15 protein-coding genes and 1 pseudogene are annotated in these 16,160 nt (G+C 65.2%); 6 read left to right on the forward strand and 10 right to left on the reverse strand.

Annotated elements, in window-relative coordinates; all coding sequences use genetic code 11:
- Positions 1 to 189: 189 nt before the first annotated feature.
- The gene (locus tag GCN74_RS12200) at positions 190 to 687 is read left to right on the forward strand and encodes a pyridoxamine 5'-phosphate oxidase family protein (protein ID WP_152256929.1); all 498 of its coding nucleotides are present in this window, start codon (positions 190 to 192) and stop codon (positions 685 to 687) included.
- An 82-nt stretch (positions 688 to 769) separates the two neighbouring features.
- The gene (locus GCN74_RS12205) at positions 770 to 1,372 is read left to right on the forward strand and encodes a DUF2239 family protein (protein ID WP_152256930.1); all 603 of its coding nucleotides are present in this window, start codon (positions 770 to 772) and stop codon (positions 1,370 to 1,372) included.
- A gap of 15 nt (positions 1,373 to 1,387) precedes the next feature.
- Here GCN74_RS12205 and GCN74_RS12210 read toward each other — a convergent pair whose 3' ends face one another.
- From GCN74_RS12210 to GCN74_RS12245, 8 genes are all read right to left on the reverse strand, one after another.
- Positions 1,388 to 1,651, reverse strand: coding sequence for a hypothetical protein (locus GCN74_RS12210; protein ID WP_152256931.1), 264 nt, complete (start codon positions 1,649 to 1,651; stop codon positions 1,388 to 1,390).
- 242 nt (positions 1,652 to 1,893) lie between these two features.
- The gene (locus tag GCN74_RS12215; protein WP_152256932.1) at positions 1,894 to 2,256 is read right to left on the reverse strand and encodes a KGG domain-containing protein; all 363 of its coding nucleotides are present in this window, start codon (positions 2,254 to 2,256) and stop codon (positions 1,894 to 1,896) included.
- Positions 2,257 to 2,638: 382 nt separating this feature from the next.
- A complete protein-coding gene (locus tag GCN74_RS12220) occupies positions 2,639 to 3,037 on the reverse strand; it encodes an MAPEG family protein (RefSeq protein ID WP_152256933.1) in 399 nt (132 codons plus the stop codon).
- Between the two features lie 50 nt (positions 3,038 to 3,087).
- The gene (locus GCN74_RS12225; protein ID WP_152256934.1) at positions 3,088 to 6,492 is read right to left on the reverse strand and encodes a PAS domain S-box protein; all 3,405 of its coding nucleotides are present in this window, start codon (positions 6,490 to 6,492) and stop codon (positions 3,088 to 3,090) included.
- The gene (locus GCN74_RS12230; RefSeq protein WP_152256935.1) at positions 6,489 to 7,613 is read right to left on the reverse strand and encodes a hybrid sensor histidine kinase/response regulator; all 1,125 of its coding nucleotides are present in this window, start codon (positions 7,611 to 7,613) and stop codon (positions 6,489 to 6,491) included. Before GCN74_RS12230 ends, GCN74_RS12225 begins: the two co-directional genes overlap by 4 nt.
- Positions 7,614 to 7,719: 106 nt before the next feature.
- On the reverse strand, positions 7,720 to 8,349 hold the full coding sequence (locus tag GCN74_RS12235) for a chemotaxis protein CheB (protein WP_152256936.1): 630 nt from the start codon (positions 8,347 to 8,349) through the stop codon (positions 7,720 to 7,722).
- Between the two features lie 4 nt (positions 8,350 to 8,353).
- Positions 8,354 to 9,175, reverse strand: coding sequence for a CheR family methyltransferase (locus GCN74_RS12240; protein WP_152256937.1), 822 nt, complete (start codon positions 9,173 to 9,175; stop codon positions 8,354 to 8,356).
- A gap of 151 nt (positions 9,176 to 9,326) precedes the next feature.
- A complete protein-coding gene (locus GCN74_RS12245) occupies positions 9,327 to 10,313 on the reverse strand; it encodes an aldo/keto reductase (protein WP_152256938.1) in 987 nt (328 codons plus the stop codon).
- 90 nt (positions 10,314 to 10,403) lie between these two features.
- On the opposite strand from GCN74_RS12245, the gene GCN74_RS12250 reads away from it, so the two are divergent.
- Together GCN74_RS12250 and GCN74_RS12255 are read left to right on the forward strand one after the other, a co-directional pair.
- Positions 10,404 to 11,294, forward strand: coding sequence for a LysR family transcriptional regulator (locus tag GCN74_RS12250; protein ID WP_152256939.1), 891 nt, complete (start codon positions 10,404 to 10,406; stop codon positions 11,292 to 11,294).
- A 78-nt stretch (positions 11,295 to 11,372) separates the two neighbouring features.
- The gene (locus GCN74_RS12255; protein WP_152256940.1) at positions 11,373 to 11,882 is read left to right on the forward strand and encodes a GAF domain-containing protein; all 510 of its coding nucleotides are present in this window, start codon (positions 11,373 to 11,375) and stop codon (positions 11,880 to 11,882) included.
- Here GCN74_RS12255 and GCN74_RS12260 read toward each other — a convergent pair whose 3' ends face one another.
- Both GCN74_RS12260 and GCN74_RS12265 read right to left on the reverse strand, forming a co-directional pair.
- The gene (locus tag GCN74_RS12260) at positions 11,883 to 12,479 is read right to left on the reverse strand and encodes an O-methyltransferase (RefSeq protein ID WP_226939005.1); all 597 of its coding nucleotides are present in this window, start codon (positions 12,477 to 12,479) and stop codon (positions 11,883 to 11,885) included.
- Positions 12,480 to 12,517: 38 nt separating this feature from the next.
- Positions 12,518 to 13,408, reverse strand: a complete 891-nt coding sequence (locus GCN74_RS12265; RefSeq protein WP_152256941.1) for a DMT family transporter — start codon at positions 13,406 to 13,408, stop codon at positions 12,518 to 12,520.
- Between the two features lie 94 nt (positions 13,409 to 13,502).
- On the opposite strand from GCN74_RS12265, the gene GCN74_RS12270 reads away from it, so the two are divergent.
- Both GCN74_RS12270 and GCN74_RS12275 read left to right on the forward strand, forming a co-directional pair.
- A complete protein-coding gene (locus GCN74_RS12270; protein WP_152256942.1) occupies positions 13,503 to 14,282 on the forward strand; it encodes an AraC family transcriptional regulator in 780 nt (259 codons plus the stop codon).
- Positions 14,283 to 14,361: 79 nt separating this feature from the next.
- Positions 14,362 to 16,160 (forward strand): annotated as a pseudogene (locus tag GCN74_RS12275) (hypothetical protein); the annotation flags it as partial.

The raw sequence follows: 16,160 nt of genomic DNA on the forward strand, positions 1-16,160 counted from the left end.
CAAATGATAATGATTATCATTTATTAAGTCAATACATGGGATGCCCCGCCAGGCCGGCGTTTTGTAACAGCTTTGAAACATGGCGCGGCAGGACAGCGGCCATGCGCGCCGCTACGTAAGGTGCCGTACAGAGCCGCGTGCCGCGTCCGCCCATGCTGCTGTTCAGGACCACCATCACGGGAGCAAGCGATGCCATCATATTCCAGCGAGCAACTGGCCAGCCTCGCGGCCAGGATCAAGAATGTCAAATTCGGCATGCTGACCACCAGCGACGACATGCGCACCCTCACCAGCCGGCCCCTGACGCAGCAGCAGGTCGACAATGCCGGGCAGATCTGGTTCTTTGTTTCGGATGAGGCCGCCTATACGCGCGATCTGGCGAACAATCCGCAAGTCAGCGTCAGCTTTGTCGACACGGGCGACAGCCTGTATGTAGCCGTCTGCGGCCACGCACAGTTGCTGAAGGACCGGGCCAAGGCGGAGGAATTGTGGAATCCCCTCGTCAAGGCCTGGTTCCCGGGCGGACTCGACGATCCCAAGCTGTCGCTGCTCAAGGTCACCATCCAGTCGGCCGAGTACTGGGATAGCAGCGCCAGCAAGATGCGGCAATTCTTTGAAATGGCCAAGGCCGCCATTACGGGCGAGACGCCGAAGGACGTGGGCGAACACGGGCGAGTCGATCTATAGCCGAACCGCCATATTTTACCCGGGTGTTATTGACTTTTAATTTAACCCGGGTAAAATTACCTGCATTCCCAAGGAGGCAAACATGCACACGCAAACCCAGGCAACAGCCCAGCTCACCGCTTTCGCGGGCAAACGCAAGGTGGCCGCCGGCCCCTTGCACGCGGTGGCGCAAACCTTGAAAGAACTGGTGACGCGCGATCCCGATGCGCAAATCCTGATTTTCGACGACGCCAGCGGCAGCCAGGTCGACCTGAACCTGCACGGCAGCCTGGCCGACGTGCTGCAGCGCCTGCCGCGCGCAGCGGCGCCGGCACAGGCTGACGCTCCCCCGCCCCCGCGCACGGCGGGCCGCCCGAAGCTGGGCGTGGTGGCGCGCGAAATCACCCTGCTGCCCCGGCACTGGGACTGGCTGGCGACCCAGCCGGGCGGCGCCTCCGTGGCCTTGCGCAAATTGGTGGAACACGCGCAACGGGGCAACAAGGCGCACGACGAACAGCGCCAGGCGCGCGAAGCGGCGTATAAAGTCATGAATGCGCTGGCCGGCGATGCGCCGGGCTTTGAGGAAGCCAGCCGCGCCCTGTTCGCCGGCAAGCAGCCAGCGTTTCTTGTCTGCGTGCAGGAATGGCCAGCCGACGTGCGCGAACACGTCTTGCAGCTGGCCCAGCGGGGATGGGCCGGGGATTAGGCGCAGGCGGACAGTTCAGACACCCGTGCTGCCCGTGGTATCGGGGGCGTCATCGGCGCTCTGCCGGCTCTGCCCGGCGGAACCGGACTGGTGGTGCGGCAAGCGGTCGGCACGCCGCACTTCGCCGATGGAAAACAGATCGTCGCCGATATCGAGCCCCTGCTCGCTATCGACCAGCACAAAGCTTTCGGCCGACTCGGCCGTGCTTTGCTTGCTGCCTGCCGCGGACGGCGTGCCGCCCTGGCTATTGCCGGGCTGCGGCATATTCGAGTTTCCCATCATCTTCTCCCTGATCGTGTATGCGAGTTGACTGCGAGGTGATTGCAAGGTAATTACAAGGTCATTGCGTCGGCCATGGCCCGGCGCAGGCGCCATGGCCGGAGCAGCTACTTCATCATAGTCCATGCCTGCTGCATTGCATCAAAATTTTTCTCGCGGCCGACAGCGCTGCAAGTGACCAGCGGAAATACGCGATTCCCGCTGGCCAGGCCTGCCTTGCTACTGCTTCCGCCGACTTGCGCTTACTTGTTGCGCGAGCCGGACGACCCCGAACCCGCACCGCCGCTTTGCTTGTTGCCGCTGTCGCGGTTGGCATCCTGGTTCAGGCTGGCGTTGTCACGCGTACCGCCGGAGCTGGCGGCACTTTGCCGGTTGGCATCGTTCTTGTGGCTTTGGCTGCCTGCGCGGCGCGCTTCTTCCGACGTGAATTCATGGGCCGTGCCCTTTTCATGGGCGGCGCGCCCCCCTTCGCTGGCGATTTCGCGTTGCTGGGCGGGGTCCATGGAAGCAAAGCCACGTTTGCTGGTATCGCTTTGCTTGCTGCCGCCGCTGCTACTGCTGCCCGTTTTACTACCTTGCTGTTTATTGTCGCTCGATGTGGCCATGATGATCTCCTTGAACGATGGAATCAGAAAACAGTGCAAAACATGCAATTCTTTCCCCTCGCATGGCAAGGGAACCGTCATCTTAGTGCGCGCATAGGGCACAAGAAATAGGAGGATGGCAAAAGCGCATGTAGGATGAGTCCCGCCCGTGGTGGCATAGTTACTTTCAGTTTTCCACCAAAAGTACCAGACACTCAGCAGTTAGCGCGAACGGGGGAAATCGCCGCGTCCGCGGTCACGTACACGCGCTCGCCAACGGCTGGCCTGTCGCCCGTAAAAGCACCAGGCGGGGGCAGGATGGCGCGCCGCCGCCCAGCTGCTGCAGTTGCGCCAGCGGGTCTTTCATCCGCGAGATCAGCGGCGACACCGCCAGGGCAGGATGTCAGGAAGCGAACAGGATGGCCCAGAACAGCATCAGCAAGCCTGCGATCGACACGCACCACACGAGCGTGCGCACGACGGGCACGCCAAACGCGTACAGGGGCAGGTACAGCACGCGCGCGGCCAGGTACAGGGCGGCGCCGTACAGGGTCAGCGCGCTTTCCTGTGCCGTGACGTGGGCGATCAGCACGGCGGCAGCAAACAGGGGCAGGGTTTCAAACAGGTTGGCCTGGGCCCGCTGCAGGCGGCCCGTGATCTTGCCCACGGGCGGGCCGCCGCCGTCGCGCGCGCTCACGTTATAGGCCGTACCCGTTTCGCGCGTGCGGAACAGCGCGGGCAGCAGGATTTGCACCAGGGCCAGCACGAGGGTACAGCCAAGCATGGTCAGTTCAGGAGTCATCAGTTCGCCTCTGCGGGGTGGGACGGGCTGGCCATGCTGGTGCGTGCCCGTCAGGGTTGGTCGAGTGCTGCTTGCAACTCCATCAAATCATACGGCTTGCGCAAGACGCTGGCGGAAAAGCCCAGTTCATCCATCGATTCCTTGCCATAGCCCGTGGAAAAGATGATGCGCATGTCAGGCTTGTCGCGCAGCACCATGCGTGCCAGCGCGATGCCGGACATGCCGGGCAGGCTGACATCGGTAAACAGGATATCGAAGTCTTGCTCGTTGAGCAACTTCCACGCCGCCTCGCCATCGGACACGCCGCTGACCGTATGGCCCAGCATGCCCACCAGCTCGCACACCATCAGCTGGGAATCGAGATTGTCTTCCACCACGAGAATTTTCATCGATGTCGGCATGTCCCCCTGCGGTACCAAGGCATGGCCCGTCAAGTCCAGCCCTGGCGTGCCGCCTCCCAGCACGCTGGCCGCCAGGCTGCCTGCCGCCTGCATGCCGGCCAGCGGCGCGCCGGACCGCTCGAACTGGCGCGCGCGCAATTGCTGCTGGCGGTTGGCCAGCACATGGCGCAGCTTGCGCGCCAGCTCTTCGCGCCGGTACGGCTTGCTGAGCAATTCCACGCCCGCATCGAGCCTGCCTTCATGCACGATGATGTCTTGCGCATAGCCCGAGGTAAACAAGACGGCGATATCGGGCTGCAACTCGCGCGCCTGGCGCGCCATCTCCGTGCTGCTGACGGGACCGGGCATGATCACGTCCGTAAACAGCAAGTCGATCTGCGCGCCGCTGTGCAGCACGGCCAGCGCGCTTTCGCCATCTTCGGCCTTGAGCACCGTGTAGCCGAGCGCGCCCAGCATGTCGACCACGGTTGTGCGCACGCCCACATCGTCTTCCACCACCAGCACGGTTTCCGTGCCGCCCGTGACGACGCCGCTCAATTCCAGTTCCTCGTCCGCCTCGGCCATCAGGGATCGGGGCAAATAGATTTTGACTCCCGTGCCCACGCCAGGTTCACTGTAAATGCGGATATGGCCGCGGCTTTGCGTAACGAAACCATACGCCATCGACAGGCCCAGGCCCGTGCCCGCGCCTTCCGGCTTGGTGGTGAAGAACGGCTCGAACGCGCGCTGCAGCACGGGACCGCTCATGCCGCGGCCCGTATCGGTCACGGACAGCATCACATATTGCCCGGCCGGCACGTCGACCAGGTTGTGCACATACTGTTCGTCGAGCACCACATTGCCCAGCTCGATGGTCAGCTTGCCCACGCCATCCATGGCGTCGCGCGCATTGATGGCCAGGTTGAGGATGACGTTCTCGATCTGGCTGCGGTCGACCAGGGTATTCCACAGCCCGCCGCCGCCCACCAGCGTGATGTCGATCGCTTCGCCCAGGGCGCGCCGCAGCAGCGCATCCATGTTGCGCACCACGCGGGCCAGGTCGGCCACCACGGGCTTCAATGGCTGGCGCCGCGCAAATGCCAGCAGGTGCGACGACAGCTTGGCGCCCCGCTCGACGGCGGCAATCGCCGTCTCCAGGCGCTGGCGCATGAGGCCATCCGTGCCCGTCAGGTGGTGCAGCAAATGCAAATTGCCGGAGATAATTTGCAGCACATTATTGAAGTCGTGCGCGATGCCGCCCGTCAGCTGGCCCACGGCTTCCATCTTTTGCGCCTGGCGCAAGGCATCTTCGGCCTTGGTGCGTTCGTTCACTTCCTGTTCGACACGGTGCTCCAGCGTTTCGTTCAATTCATGCAGCGCTTTTTCCACGCGGCGCCGGTCCGTGATGTCCGTCTTGACGGCGATCAAGGAACGCGTGTGTCCCTGCTCATCGACCAGGCGGCTGACATTGCTCGACACCCACACCTGCGAGCCATCGGGCTTCAGGTAGCGTTTTTCCAGCGAGAACGATTCGCCCGTTTCCACCAGGCGCCGGAACAGCACGTTGTTGCCGGGCACGTCCGCCGGATGCATGATGTCGTTCATGTTCAAACTTAGCAATTCCTCGGCGGAACGTCCCAGCATGCGGCACAGGGCGCCGTTGACGCGCTGGAAACGGCCGTCGAGACCCAGCTCGGACAAGCCCACGGACGCCTGGCCGAAAATGGCCGCCATGCGCTCCTGGCTGGCGTTCAGTTCATCCTCGATCTGGCGCCGCTCCGTCACGTCGAACGACACGCCCACGTAGCGGCGCTGGCCCGGCACGCGGCCCGCCACCACCTCGCCCTGGCGCGCGATCCAGCGCAGCGCGCCATCGACGGGGCGGCGCACGCGGTACTCCACGTATTCAAGGGGATTTTGCGCCAGATCCAGCTTGCTGGGCCCGACCTTCTGCCGGTCGCGCGCATCGACCAGGCTCACCAGCAAGCGTTCCGTCACTTCCTCGCCATCGGCAATGCCCCACTGGTGGCGGAAGGTGGGCGATACGACCATCGCGCCCGTCTCGGGGAACCATTCGAAGGTGCCGATGCCGCCCGCCTGCTGGGCCAGGCGCAAGCGCTCCTCGCCTTCCATGCGCTCGGTGACGTCGATGCCTTCGACGAGGATGCCCGTGACCGCGCCCTCGTCATCCTTGATGGGCTGGTAGACGAAGTCGATCAGGCGCTGGCCCGTCTGCCCATCGGCCGTCTGCAAATCCACTTTGACCTGGCGCCCTTCATACGGTTCGCCGCTGCGGTAGACCTGGTCCAGCAGGCCGATGAAGCCCTGCGCCTTGACTTCGGGCAAGGCCGATTCGACGGTCTTGCCCAGCAGCTCAAGTTCGGGGCGCCCCACCAGGCGCAGATAGTGTTCGTTCGCCAATTCAAATACATGCTGCGGCCCCCGCAGCATGGCCATGAAACTGGGCGCCTGCTGGAACAGGGCGCGCAGCAGCGCGCGTTCCTCGCCCAGGCGGCGGTTGGCCGCGCGCACGGCCTCGCTCTCCGTCTGCAAGGTGCTATTGAGTTCGCCCAGCTCCGCCGTGGCCAGCTTCAGCTGGCGCCCCTCCTCCATGCGCGCCGTCAATTCCAGCGCCGTGCACAGCACGCCGTCCACCTGGCCGTCGGCGCCATGCACGGGCGTATAGAACAGGTCGAAGCAGATATCCGCCGGTATTCCCTCACGCAGCAGCGGCAAGCAGCTCTCGCGGTGCACCTGCGTCTCGCCGCGCAATCCGGCCGCGAGGATGCGCGCGTTCCAGTCCCAGATTTCAGGCCAGACGGCCGGCACCGTGCCGCCCAGCGCCGCCGGATGGCGCGCGCCGGCAATCTGGATGTAGTCGTCGTTGTAAATCATGACGTGCTGCGGTCCCCACATCAGCACCATCGCCATCGGCGAATGGAGCACGATGTCGACGCTGGTGCGCAAATTGGCGGGCCAGCCGTCCAGCGGGCCAAGGCCGGTGGCGGACCAGTCGTGCTGGCGCACCAATTCGCCCATGCTGCCGCCGCCGCGCGGCCAGGCTGGCGCGCTCATGGAGCCAGTCCCGCTTGCACGCACACCTGGCACTTGCGCGGAATGCGCACCGTCGCCACCGTGCCCTGCGTGGCCGTCGAACTGAGTTCGACCGTGCCGCCATGCGCCTTGACGAACATATTCACCGTGTACAGGCCCAGTCCCAGGCCCTGCCCCGTCTTGCGCTTCTCGCCCGCCTGCTGGAACGGCTCGAACAAAGTGGGCAGCAAGGCGGCGGGAATCACGCCGCGATTGAGAATGCGCAACTCGATGCTGTCGGCGGCGCGCCCGTCGAGGGCCAGCTGCACGGGCGTGCCCGGCTCGCCATGCGTGATGGCATTGCATAAGAGATTCGAGATCACTTGCGACAGCAAGCCCGCATCGCACTGCCCGTGCAGCTCGCCCACGCTGCTGACCTCGACCAGCGGGGCCTGGCCGGCCGTCTCGAATTCCTCGACGATGGCGCGCGCCAGCGCCAGGTAGTCGTGCGTGCTGCTGCGCAACTCCATCGTGCCGGAGCGGATGCGCGCCAGGTCCAGCAGCTGGTCGACCATGCGCGCCATGCGCTTGGCGCTGCTTTCGATGCGCTGCGCCGTGACCACCACCTTCGGGTGGTCGCTCATCATCGGCAACAGCATGGCGCCGTTCATCACCACCGACAAGGGCGTGCGCAAGTCGTGGCCCAGCACGGCCGTGAACAGCTCGTTCAAGTGCAGCGCATGCTTGAGCTCATCTAGCTGGGCCGACAATTCGCGTTTCTGCTGGTACAGCTGGACCAGCACCGCCACCTTGCTTTGCAAGGCTTTCACGTCGATGGGCTTGTACAGGAAATCGACGGCGCCCGCCTCGTAGCCACGGAAACTGTAGCTCGGTTCGCGCGACGCGGCCGTGAGGAAAATCAGCGGTATGCTGCGCGTGCGTTCGCTGCCGCGTATCAGTTCGGCCAGCTCGAAACCATCCATCTGCGGCATTTGCACATCGATCAGGGCGAGTGCGACCTCATGCGTCAACAGCAATTCCAGCGCTTGCGCGCCCGAACTTGCCTTGAGGATGACAATGCCGGGCCGTGCCAGCACGGCTTCGGCGGCGACCAGGTTTTGCGCGATGTCGTCAACGACGAGGATATGGATAGGTGCGGTCACGGAGTAGTCTTCAGGCATCGCAACGGCAAGATGCCATCGTGTTTCAATATGGATATAAATATTGCTTCAGTTTTTGCATATATTACACGCACTGCTCCACTCCCATTCACTTGTCTCCGCCTTCGCCGAGCAAGGCCAGGCTGGCGGCCATTTGCGGTAAATCGAGCACGCGGTCGGCGCCGGCCCGCCTGAGCGCGGCGGCCGGCATGCTGCCACAACTGGCCCCCGCTGGCTCCTGCACCCAGGCGCTGCCGCCCAGCTGCCGCACTCTCGCCAGGCCCGCCGCGCCGTCGGCCGAGGCGCCCGTCAGGATGATGGCCAGCATGGCACGCCGGTAGGCGTAGGCGGCCGTTTCCAGCAGGACATCGATGGACGGGCGCGAAAAATACACGGGTTCTTCCTGCGACAGGGAAAAACAGCCATCGGGTTCGACTTGCAGGTGGTAATCGGGCGGGGCGAAGTAGACGGTGCCGCCTTGCAGCGGTTCCTTGTCCTGCGCTTCGCGCAAGGGCAGCTGGCAGCGCTCCGCATACAGCTGCGGCAACTGGCTGGAGCGGCCCGGCGCCAGGTGCAGCACCACCACCACGGCCGCGCGGCAGGTGGCGGGCAAGGCGCGCAGCACGATGCCCAGCGCTTCCACGCCGCCGGCCGAGGCGCCGATGGCGATCAGGCGCAGGCCCGCAGGCGGCGGCGCCACCTCCGAGCTGGGCAAGCCTGCCTGTGCGCTGTGCGGCATCGGCCTAGGCCCGCTGGAAGATGCGTTCAGCCTGGCTCAGCTCGTTGAAGCTGGCCGCATGGCGGCTGAAATGCAGGCTTTCCTTCATGCCCAGGCCCAGGAAGCCCCGGTTCACCAGCGCTTCGTGGAACAGGCCCAGGGTGCGGTCCTGCAAGTCTTTATTGAAGTAAATCATGACATTACGGCAGGAAACCATGTGTACCTCCGAAAACACGCTGTCCGTCGCCAGGCTGTGGTCGGCAAAGACGAACTGGCGCCGCAGACGCCGGTCAAAGATGGCGCCCTTGTAGGCGGCCGTGTAATAGTCGGACAGCGAACGCTTGCCGCCCGCCAGCTGGTAGTTTTCGCTGAACTGGGCGATGCGCTCGATCGGATAGATGCCCGCTTCGGCGGCGGCCAGCGCCTCGACATTGATATCGGTCGCATAGATCATGCTGCGTTCGAGCAAGCCTTCCTCTTCCAGCAAGATGGCCAGCGACCACACCTCTTCCCCGCTGCTGCAGCCGGCCACCCAGATCTTGATGGAGGGATAGGTATGCAGGATGGGCACGACTTTTTCGCGCAAGGCGCGGAAATACGCGGGATCGCGGAACATCTCGCTCACCTGCACGGTGAAAAATTGCAGCATCTGCGCAAACATGGCCGGCTCGTGCAAGATGCGGTCCTGCAACTGCGACAGGCTGGCGCAGCCGAAGCGCTCCATGGCCTGGCGCATGCGCCGGCGCAACGACGCCACCGAGTAATCGCGGAAATCGTGCTGATATCTCAGCAAGATTCCTTCAAGCAATAACTTCAATTCGATATCGAAAATATCATCATCTAGCAATTTGACATCCACCCTTCCATGCACGCTGCGTTCCCGGCCCCACGCCGCTTCGCGCATGCATGGGGCCAGCCGGAATGCTAGCAGATCGTCGCCGATTTTCCCGCAGGAAAAGCATCAGTTAGGTACGCTGGCGTACACTGGGCCATCTTTTTCAGGCATCCACGCCCTTCATGCCCTCCTGCGTGTAACGCGCACCTGCCGCCATGCCCAAAGGAAAGGCCGCGCTCATCGCCGCCAGTTCCGCCCCGCCCAGCGGCACGGCCAGCGCACCCAGGTTGTCGTGCAGGTAGGCGAGGCGCTTGGTGCCGGGAATGGGGATGATGTCGTCGCCCTGGGCCAGCAGCCAGGCCAGCGCCAGCTGGGCCGGCGTGCAGCCCTTGTCGCGCGCCATCTCGCGCACCCGCGCGACGATGGCCCCGTTGTGCACCCGGTTTTCGGCCGCGAAGCGGGGATTGAAGCGGCGAAAGTCGCCCGCCTCCAGGCTGTCCTCGCCGGCGATGGCGCCGGTCAGAAAACCGCGCCCCAGGGGGCTGTAGGCAAAGAAACTGGCGCCCACGGCGCGGCAGGCGGCCAGCACGCCCTGCTCCGGCTCGCGCGTCCACAGCGAGTATTCGCTCTGCACGGCCGCCACGGGGCAGAGCGCCGCCGCGCGCAGCAAGGTGGCGGCGCTCACTTCGCACAGGCCCACGGCGCGAATTTTTCCTGCTTGCAGCAGCTGCGCCAGCGCGCCCATCGATTCCTCCAGCGGCGTCTCCAGGTTCAGCCGGTGCAGGTAGAACAGATCGATGGCGTCCACGCCCAGGCGCGCCAGCGACGCTTCGCACGCCTGGCGGATGGTGGCGGGGGTATTGTCGATGCGGCGCGCATAGCCGCCCGCCTCGCGCGCCAGGCCGCACTTGGTGGCCACCAGCGCTTGCCCCCGCCGGCCTTGCAAGAAACGTCCCAGCAATTGCTCGTTGTGGCCAAAGCCGTAGGCGTCGGCCGTGTCGAACAGGGTCACGCCCGCCGCCAGGGCCGCTTCCAGGGTGGCCAGCGATTGCGCCTCGTCGGTGGCGCCATAGAATTCCGACATGCCCATGCAGCCCAGACCCAGTGCCGAACTGGTCAAGCCGCTGTTGCCGATGCGTCGTTGTTGCATGCTGTTCTCCTCAAGTGTCGATATCGATGCCGCCAGTCTGCACCGCGCCGGGTGCCGGGGGAATGTGCGATTTCGTGATACCTTTCTGGTATGAGAGCCCTCGATACCCATTCCTTGCACCTGTTTTGCGCCGTCGCCCGCTGCCTGAACTTCCGCCAGGCGGCGGAGCAATTGCACATGACGCAGCCGCCCCTGTCGCGCGCCATCAGGCTGCTGGAAGACCGGCTGGGCACGCGCTTGTTCGAACGCGACACGCAGGGCGTGGCCCTGACGCAGGCGGGCCGCACCTTGCTGCCGCAGGCGCTGCACATCCTCGCTTTGCTGGATAAGGCGCAAGCATCGCTGCAGCAGGACAGCGCGCCCGCGCGCCTGCGCCTGGGCCTGACCAGCTCGGTGGAAGCCGGCCTGTTCCGCCCCCTGCTCGATGCCCTGGGCAAGCAATTGGGCACGCTGCGCCTGGAATTGACGGCGGCGCCCTCGCCCCGCCTGGTGGCCGCCGTGCGCAAGGGCCAGCTGGACGCGGCCCTGCTGGCCCTGCCCAGCGCCACCTTCGAGCTGGCCGTGCAGCCGCTGGCGCGCCAGCCCATGCTGCTGGCCCTGCCCGCCGGGCACCGCCTGGCGAAAAAGCGCAAGCTGGGCCTGGCCGATATTGCCCAGGAATCCGTCTACTGGTTCGAACGGGCGCGCCAGCCCGCCTTTTTCGACCATTGCCAGCAGGTATTTCGCCGCCATGGTTTTGCTCCCGTTTTTTTGCGCGAGGCGTCCGACCACCATGTGCTGCTCAGCGACGTGGCGGCCGGCAAGGGCATGGCCCTGCTGGCCGCTTCCTTCCGCGCGCTGCGCCTCGCAGGGGTGGCATACCGGCAACTGGTGGAGGGCGAGGAACTGGCGGCCGGCATCGGCCTGGCCTGGCGGGAAGGGCACGGCCATGCGGCCCTGCCCCTGCTGCGCCGGCTGGCGGCAGAGGTGCTGCAGGAGTGAAGCGCAAGGGGCGGCGCACGCGGACGGGCCAGACGCGCTACCATAGCGCCTTCCCCAATTTCAGCCACCACCACGACCATGACGTTTACCATCAGCGACGCCGCCTACGGCACCGATACCCCCGCCGCCAAGCAAGCCATGTATGCGGACCTGCGTTCGCAGCTGCAGGGCTTGCTGGCGGGCGAGAGCGATTTCATCGCCAATACGGCCAACTTCAGCTCGCTGGTCTTCAACACCATGCCTGGCCTCAACTGGGCCGGCTTTTATTTCCTCAAGGGTGAGGAACTGGTGCTGGGACCGTTCCAGGGCAAGCCCGCCTGCATCCGCATCAAGAAGGGCCGCGGCGTGTGCGGCACCACCGTGGTCGAAGGCAAGTCCATCGTCGTGCAGGATGTGCACGCGTTTCCCGGCCACATCGCCTGCGACGTCAATTCCCGCTCGGAACTGGTGGTGCCCGTGTTTGCGCACGGCGAGATCATCGGCGTATTCGACCTCGACAGCCCCCTGACGGGCCGCTTCGACGATGTCGACGCGCAAGGCGTCGAATCGCAGGTGCGCGTGCTGGAAACAACTATCGTTGCCGAATAATCAGTTGCCGGACTTGACGGCGATGAATTCGCCCTTGCCCACCGTCGCCAGGCACGTCGTATAGCGGCTGTCGGCGCGGATGGCGTCGAGGAAGCCCGCCATGTCCGCGTAGTGCGAGCTGGCGTTGTCGACCACCAGCACGCCGCCGGCGGCCAGCACGCGGTCCAGCTGCGGCCACCACTGCGCGTATTGCTGGCGCGCGGAATCGAGAAAGATGAAATCGTAGGCGCCGTCGGCCGCATCGCGCAGCACGTCGCCCGCGTCCGCCAGCAGCTGCCCGATCACGCCCTGCAATTGCGCGCGCGCAAAATTAGCATGCGCCATGTCGAACTTGTCCTGCGCCTTTTCCACCGTCACCACGCTGCCGCCAAGCGAGCGCGCCGCGCGCGCCAGCCACAGGGTCGAGTAGCCGTTCGAGGTGCCGATTTCCAGCAGCCGGCGCGCGCCGTGCGCGTGCACGAGCACGGCCAGCAGTTCGCCCGTATCGCGCGTGATGTTGAGCATGCGGCTGGCGCGCTCCGTGTGCGCCGCATCGTTGCTGCTACCGAATGCTTCGAGTTCGCTTAATAGGGTATCAAGGGTGTCGATGCCGTGCATGCTGCCTCCTTGTGCAAAGCATCAGCATAGCAAAAAAACTAGGCCGTGGCACGGCGCAGGGGGCGCTTCAGGTATTGCACCATCACCACGCCCAGCAGGGTCACGCCGCCGCCGATCACATCATAGCTGTGCAAGGTTTCCCCGAGGAACAGCATGGCGATGAGGACGGTAAACACGGGCAGCAAGTTCATCAGGGTCGTGGCGCGGCTGGGCCCCAGCTTGGCCAGCCCGTGCATCCACAAGAACGGCGCGATGACGGAGGCGGGGATGCCCGCAAACAGCACCAGCGGCAAGCCGGCGCCCGTGACGGGCGGCGCGGACTGGCTCAGGTAATACACGAACAGCACGGGCACGGCGCACCACACCTGGATCAGCAGCGAGTGCCAGTTATTCAGGGGAATCTTCCAGCGCTTGAGCAGCACGCCGTAGCCCGCATACGACAGGCAGGCCAGCAGCATCAGGCCATCGCCCACGGCCGCGCCATGGGCGATCAGCGCGGCCGGGTTGCCATGGCTGAGCAAGTAGCCGAGTCCCAGCAGCGACACCAGGCCGCCAAACACGCCGCCCACGGTAGGCGCCTCGCCCAGCAACAGCACGGACAGGCCCACGGCCAGCAAGGGCATCAAGGATGCCAGGATGCCCATATTGGTGGCCGTCGTCGTCTGCGCGGCGATGTACGCGAAGCACTGGTACATGACCATGCCCAACATGCCCAGCACAAACAATTTTCCCAGATACGGTTTCACCACGGCCCGCTGTTTCCACACGGGACGGGCAAACACCAGCGCCAGCAGCACGCCGGCCAGCAGCCAGCGGTAGAACGAGATGGCGGCCGGGTCGATCACGCCCACGGCCATCTTGCTGACGATGGTATTGATGGCCCAGATCAGGACGGCGATCACGGGAAACAGATAATGCCTGGTGTGCATGCGGTACTCCATTATTCAGTGAGCGCCATTTTCGCATGGTCCGATTTCATGGATATAATGCATATCGGACAAACGATACAAAGAACAGGACAATATGGCCAGCAACCAGCATTTCCCCGCCGTTTCCGACACCCTGCCCTATCCCGTCTACTTTCGCCTCGACGACTATCACGCGCACCAGCAGTTCGATTACCAGAGCCATCCGTGGGGCCAGCTCACGTATTGCTCCTCGGGCGTGATGGAAATCATGGTGGCGGGCCAGCGCTACCTGTCGCCGCCCCAGTACGCCGTGTGGATACCGCCCGAGACCTTGCATGACGGCTATATCCGCCAGGACGTGACCTTTCACTCGGCCTACATCGATGCCAGCCTGTGCGCGCATCTGCCGGCCCGGCCCTGCGCGCTGGTGCTCAGTCCCTTGCTCAAAGCCATACTCGGCGACTTTGCCGAACGGGGCGTCACCACGCCCGCCACCGAAGCCGACCGGCGCCTGGCGCAAGTGCTGGTTGACCAGTTGCAGCTGGCGCCCTGCAGCCGCAACTACCTGCCCGGCAGCGACGAACCCGTCATCGCGGCGCTGCTGGCCGCCCTGCAGGCGGACCCGGGCAGTAACCGCTCACTGGCCGAGTGGGCCGCGCAATTGCACGTAACGGAGCGCACCCTGGCGCGCCGCTGCCAGCGCGAGCTGGGCATGCCGTTTGGCGAATGGCGCCAGCGCCAGCGTTTCCTGGCCGCCCTGCCCCTGCTGGAACGGGGAGCAAGCGTGCAGGCGATCGCGCTGGAACTGGGCTACAGCACGGCCTCCGCCTTCATCGCCATGTTCCGCCGCCAGAGCGGCGGCACGCCGGACCAGTTCCGCCGCGGCCTGCGCTGAAAAAGGGGCCGGGGGTAGCCGCCTTGTCATATGGGGATGCTAAAATTCAAACATCTTTCCAGAGAGCAAAAGGATGCGCATGAATGCCAGCACTGAAACGGCCCGTGAAACCCCAGGCAGCGAGGATGCGCCTCCGGTAGCAGAGACGGCCGTGACGGCGCCAGCGCCCATCCGCCTGGACAAGGAAGAGATCCCCACCGTGCTGGGCAAGCTGCGCACCCTGGTGCAGGACAAGACGCGTTTCGAGCCGCACGACATCACGCCGCTGGGCGAGGAAGACGTGCTGCAGGATTTCTCTCTGCAAGCCAATTACGCACTGGAAGCGCGCTTCGAACAGCGCGTCATCAATGGCTATTTCGCCCCAGCGGGCAACGACTGCCGCTGCGGTTCCCATGAAGTGGGAGCACTCGCTCACGCGCAGGAAAAGGAGCGGCTGCGCCGCGCGGCGGGCAAGCTGGACAATGCCTTGCGCCAGGCGGGCCAGGCCTACAACGGCGTCGAGGCGGGCGTCTACCTGCCGCACGCCGTCAAGTACTGGCACCTGGACACCTGCGGCACCTGCCACGGGAAGGGCCGCATCGGCTGCCATACCTGCCACGGCGCGACGACGGAGACGTGCTGGAGCTGCCACGGCGGGCGCACCGTCAGCTGCAACGCCTACGGCTGCTACGGCAGCGGCAAGGTGTCGTGCTCGTATTGCAGCGGCAGCGGCACCGTGGCCGAGCAAGTCACCGACTACGTGACGGTGCAAGTGCCCACTACCACCTACAGCAACGGCAGCTCCCATACCAGCTACCACAGCGAAACGCGCACGCAGTACCGCACCGAATACCGCTCCTGCTACCATTGCAGCTACGGCAAGGTCAGCTGCACCACCTGCCACGGTGCCGGCAACGTCAATTGCGGCACGTGCCGCGCCAGCGGCCAGGTCACGTGCCGCACCTGCAGCGGCGCGGGCGACTTGCGCTGCAACCCCTGCGACGGTTCCGGCAAGGTGGGCAAGGCGGCGTGGGTCGACGTGCACGTGGCGCCCGGCTACAGCGTCAGCCTGCCCAAGCAGGCGCCCGACGACGCGCGCCGCATCCGCGACAAGGAGAGCGTGCACTCACTGGCGGCCATCGCCAGCAGCCTGGCCCTGGCGAAAGTGAGCATTTACAATGAAGACGAGCCGCAGGAAGTCGACGCCCTGTACGCGGCCAGGCTGCGCATCGTGCGCCTGGACGCCGCCTGCAATGGCGACAAGCACCACCTGGTGGCGTATGGCACGGACCTGCGCTGGCTGACCCTGGACGACATCGTGGAAAAGCTGCTGCGCGGCGACCTCAAGGCGCTCAGCGACGCGCTGGCCGGCAGCGCCGACGACGGCCTGTTCTCGGCCCACGTGCAGGGTTTATTAACGCCGCTGCGCGACGTGGCCGCGTCGGAACTGAATGCGGACGTGATCGAGTCCGTCCTCAGCGGCGAAGCGGACCATGCGCACGTCGATGTCGTCTCCGCCGACTATGCCAACAATGTGCGCACCTGCGTGCTGGGCGCGCTGCGCCAGGTCTACACGCGGCTGGCCAAGCAATTCTGGTGGAAGAGCGCGCTGGCCGCCCTGGCCGCCGCCATCGCCACCTGGTTTTTCGCCGGACGCGGGGCCGCCGCCGTGGCCGGCCTGCTCGTCACGGGCGCCGGCTACTGGCTGTTCAACCGCAAGGTAAAAGCCGTGCTGAGCGAAGCGCTGGGCGGCGAGCGGCAGGCGCTGCGCGCCATGCAGATCGCCGGCAAGGGCCGCCGCAACCAGCTGGCGCAAGTGCTGATCCTCGCCCCCGCCAGCCTGGCCGTGCTGGCCGCCAGCTATGGCTTGCCCGCGCGCGTGCGCCCGGCTGCTGCGCC

Source organism: Janthinobacterium sp. FT14W (assembly GCF_009208755.1).
GTDB lineage: Bacteria > Pseudomonadota > Gammaproteobacteria > Burkholderiales > Burkholderiaceae_D > Janthinobacterium > Janthinobacterium violaceinigrum.

What these genes read in the sequence shown, in the direction of transcription:
- GCN74_RS12200 (WP_152256929.1), top strand. Translation starts at nt 190, where the DNA reads ATGCCATCATATTCCAGCGAGCAACTGGCCAGCCTCGCGGCCAGGATC.
- GCN74_RS12205 (WP_152256930.1), top strand. Translation starts at nt 770, where the DNA reads ATGCACACGCAAACCCAGGCAACAGCCCAGCTCACCGCTTTCGCGGGC.
- GCN74_RS12210 (WP_152256931.1), bottom strand. Translation starts at nt 1,651, where the DNA reads ATGGGAAACTCGAATATGCCGCAGCCCGGCAATAGCCAGGGCGGCACG.
- GCN74_RS12215 (WP_152256932.1), bottom strand. Translation starts at nt 2,256, where the DNA reads ATGGCCACATCGAGCGACAATAAACAGCAAGGTAGTAAAACGGGCAGC.
- GCN74_RS12220 (WP_152256933.1), bottom strand. Translation starts at nt 3,037, where the DNA reads ATGACTCCTGAACTGACCATGCTTGGCTGTACCCTCGTGCTGGCCCTG.
- GCN74_RS12225 (WP_152256934.1), bottom strand. Translation starts at nt 6,492, where the DNA reads ATGAGCGCGCCAGCCTGGCCGCGCGGCGGCGGCAGCATGGGCGAATTG.
- GCN74_RS12235 (WP_152256936.1), bottom strand. Translation starts at nt 8,349, where the DNA reads ATGCCGCACAGCGCACAGGCAGGCTTGCCCAGCTCGGAGGTGGCGCCG.
- GCN74_RS12245 (WP_152256938.1), bottom strand. Translation starts at nt 10,313, where the DNA reads ATGCAACAACGACGCATCGGCAACAGCGGCTTGACCAGTTCGGCACTG.
- GCN74_RS12250 (WP_152256939.1), top strand. Translation starts at nt 10,404, where the DNA reads ATGAGAGCCCTCGATACCCATTCCTTGCACCTGTTTTGCGCCGTCGCC.
- GCN74_RS12255 (WP_152256940.1), top strand. Translation starts at nt 11,373, where the DNA reads ATGACGTTTACCATCAGCGACGCCGCCTACGGCACCGATACCCCCGCC.
- GCN74_RS12260 (WP_226939005.1), bottom strand. Translation starts at nt 12,479, where the DNA reads ATGCACGGCATCGACACCCTTGATACCCTATTAAGCGAACTCGAAGCA.
- GCN74_RS12265 (WP_152256941.1), bottom strand. Translation starts at nt 13,408, where the DNA reads ATGCACACCAGGCATTATCTGTTTCCCGTGATCGCCGTCCTGATCTGG.
- GCN74_RS12270 (WP_152256942.1), top strand. Translation starts at nt 13,503, where the DNA reads ATGGCCAGCAACCAGCATTTCCCCGCCGTTTCCGACACCCTGCCCTAT.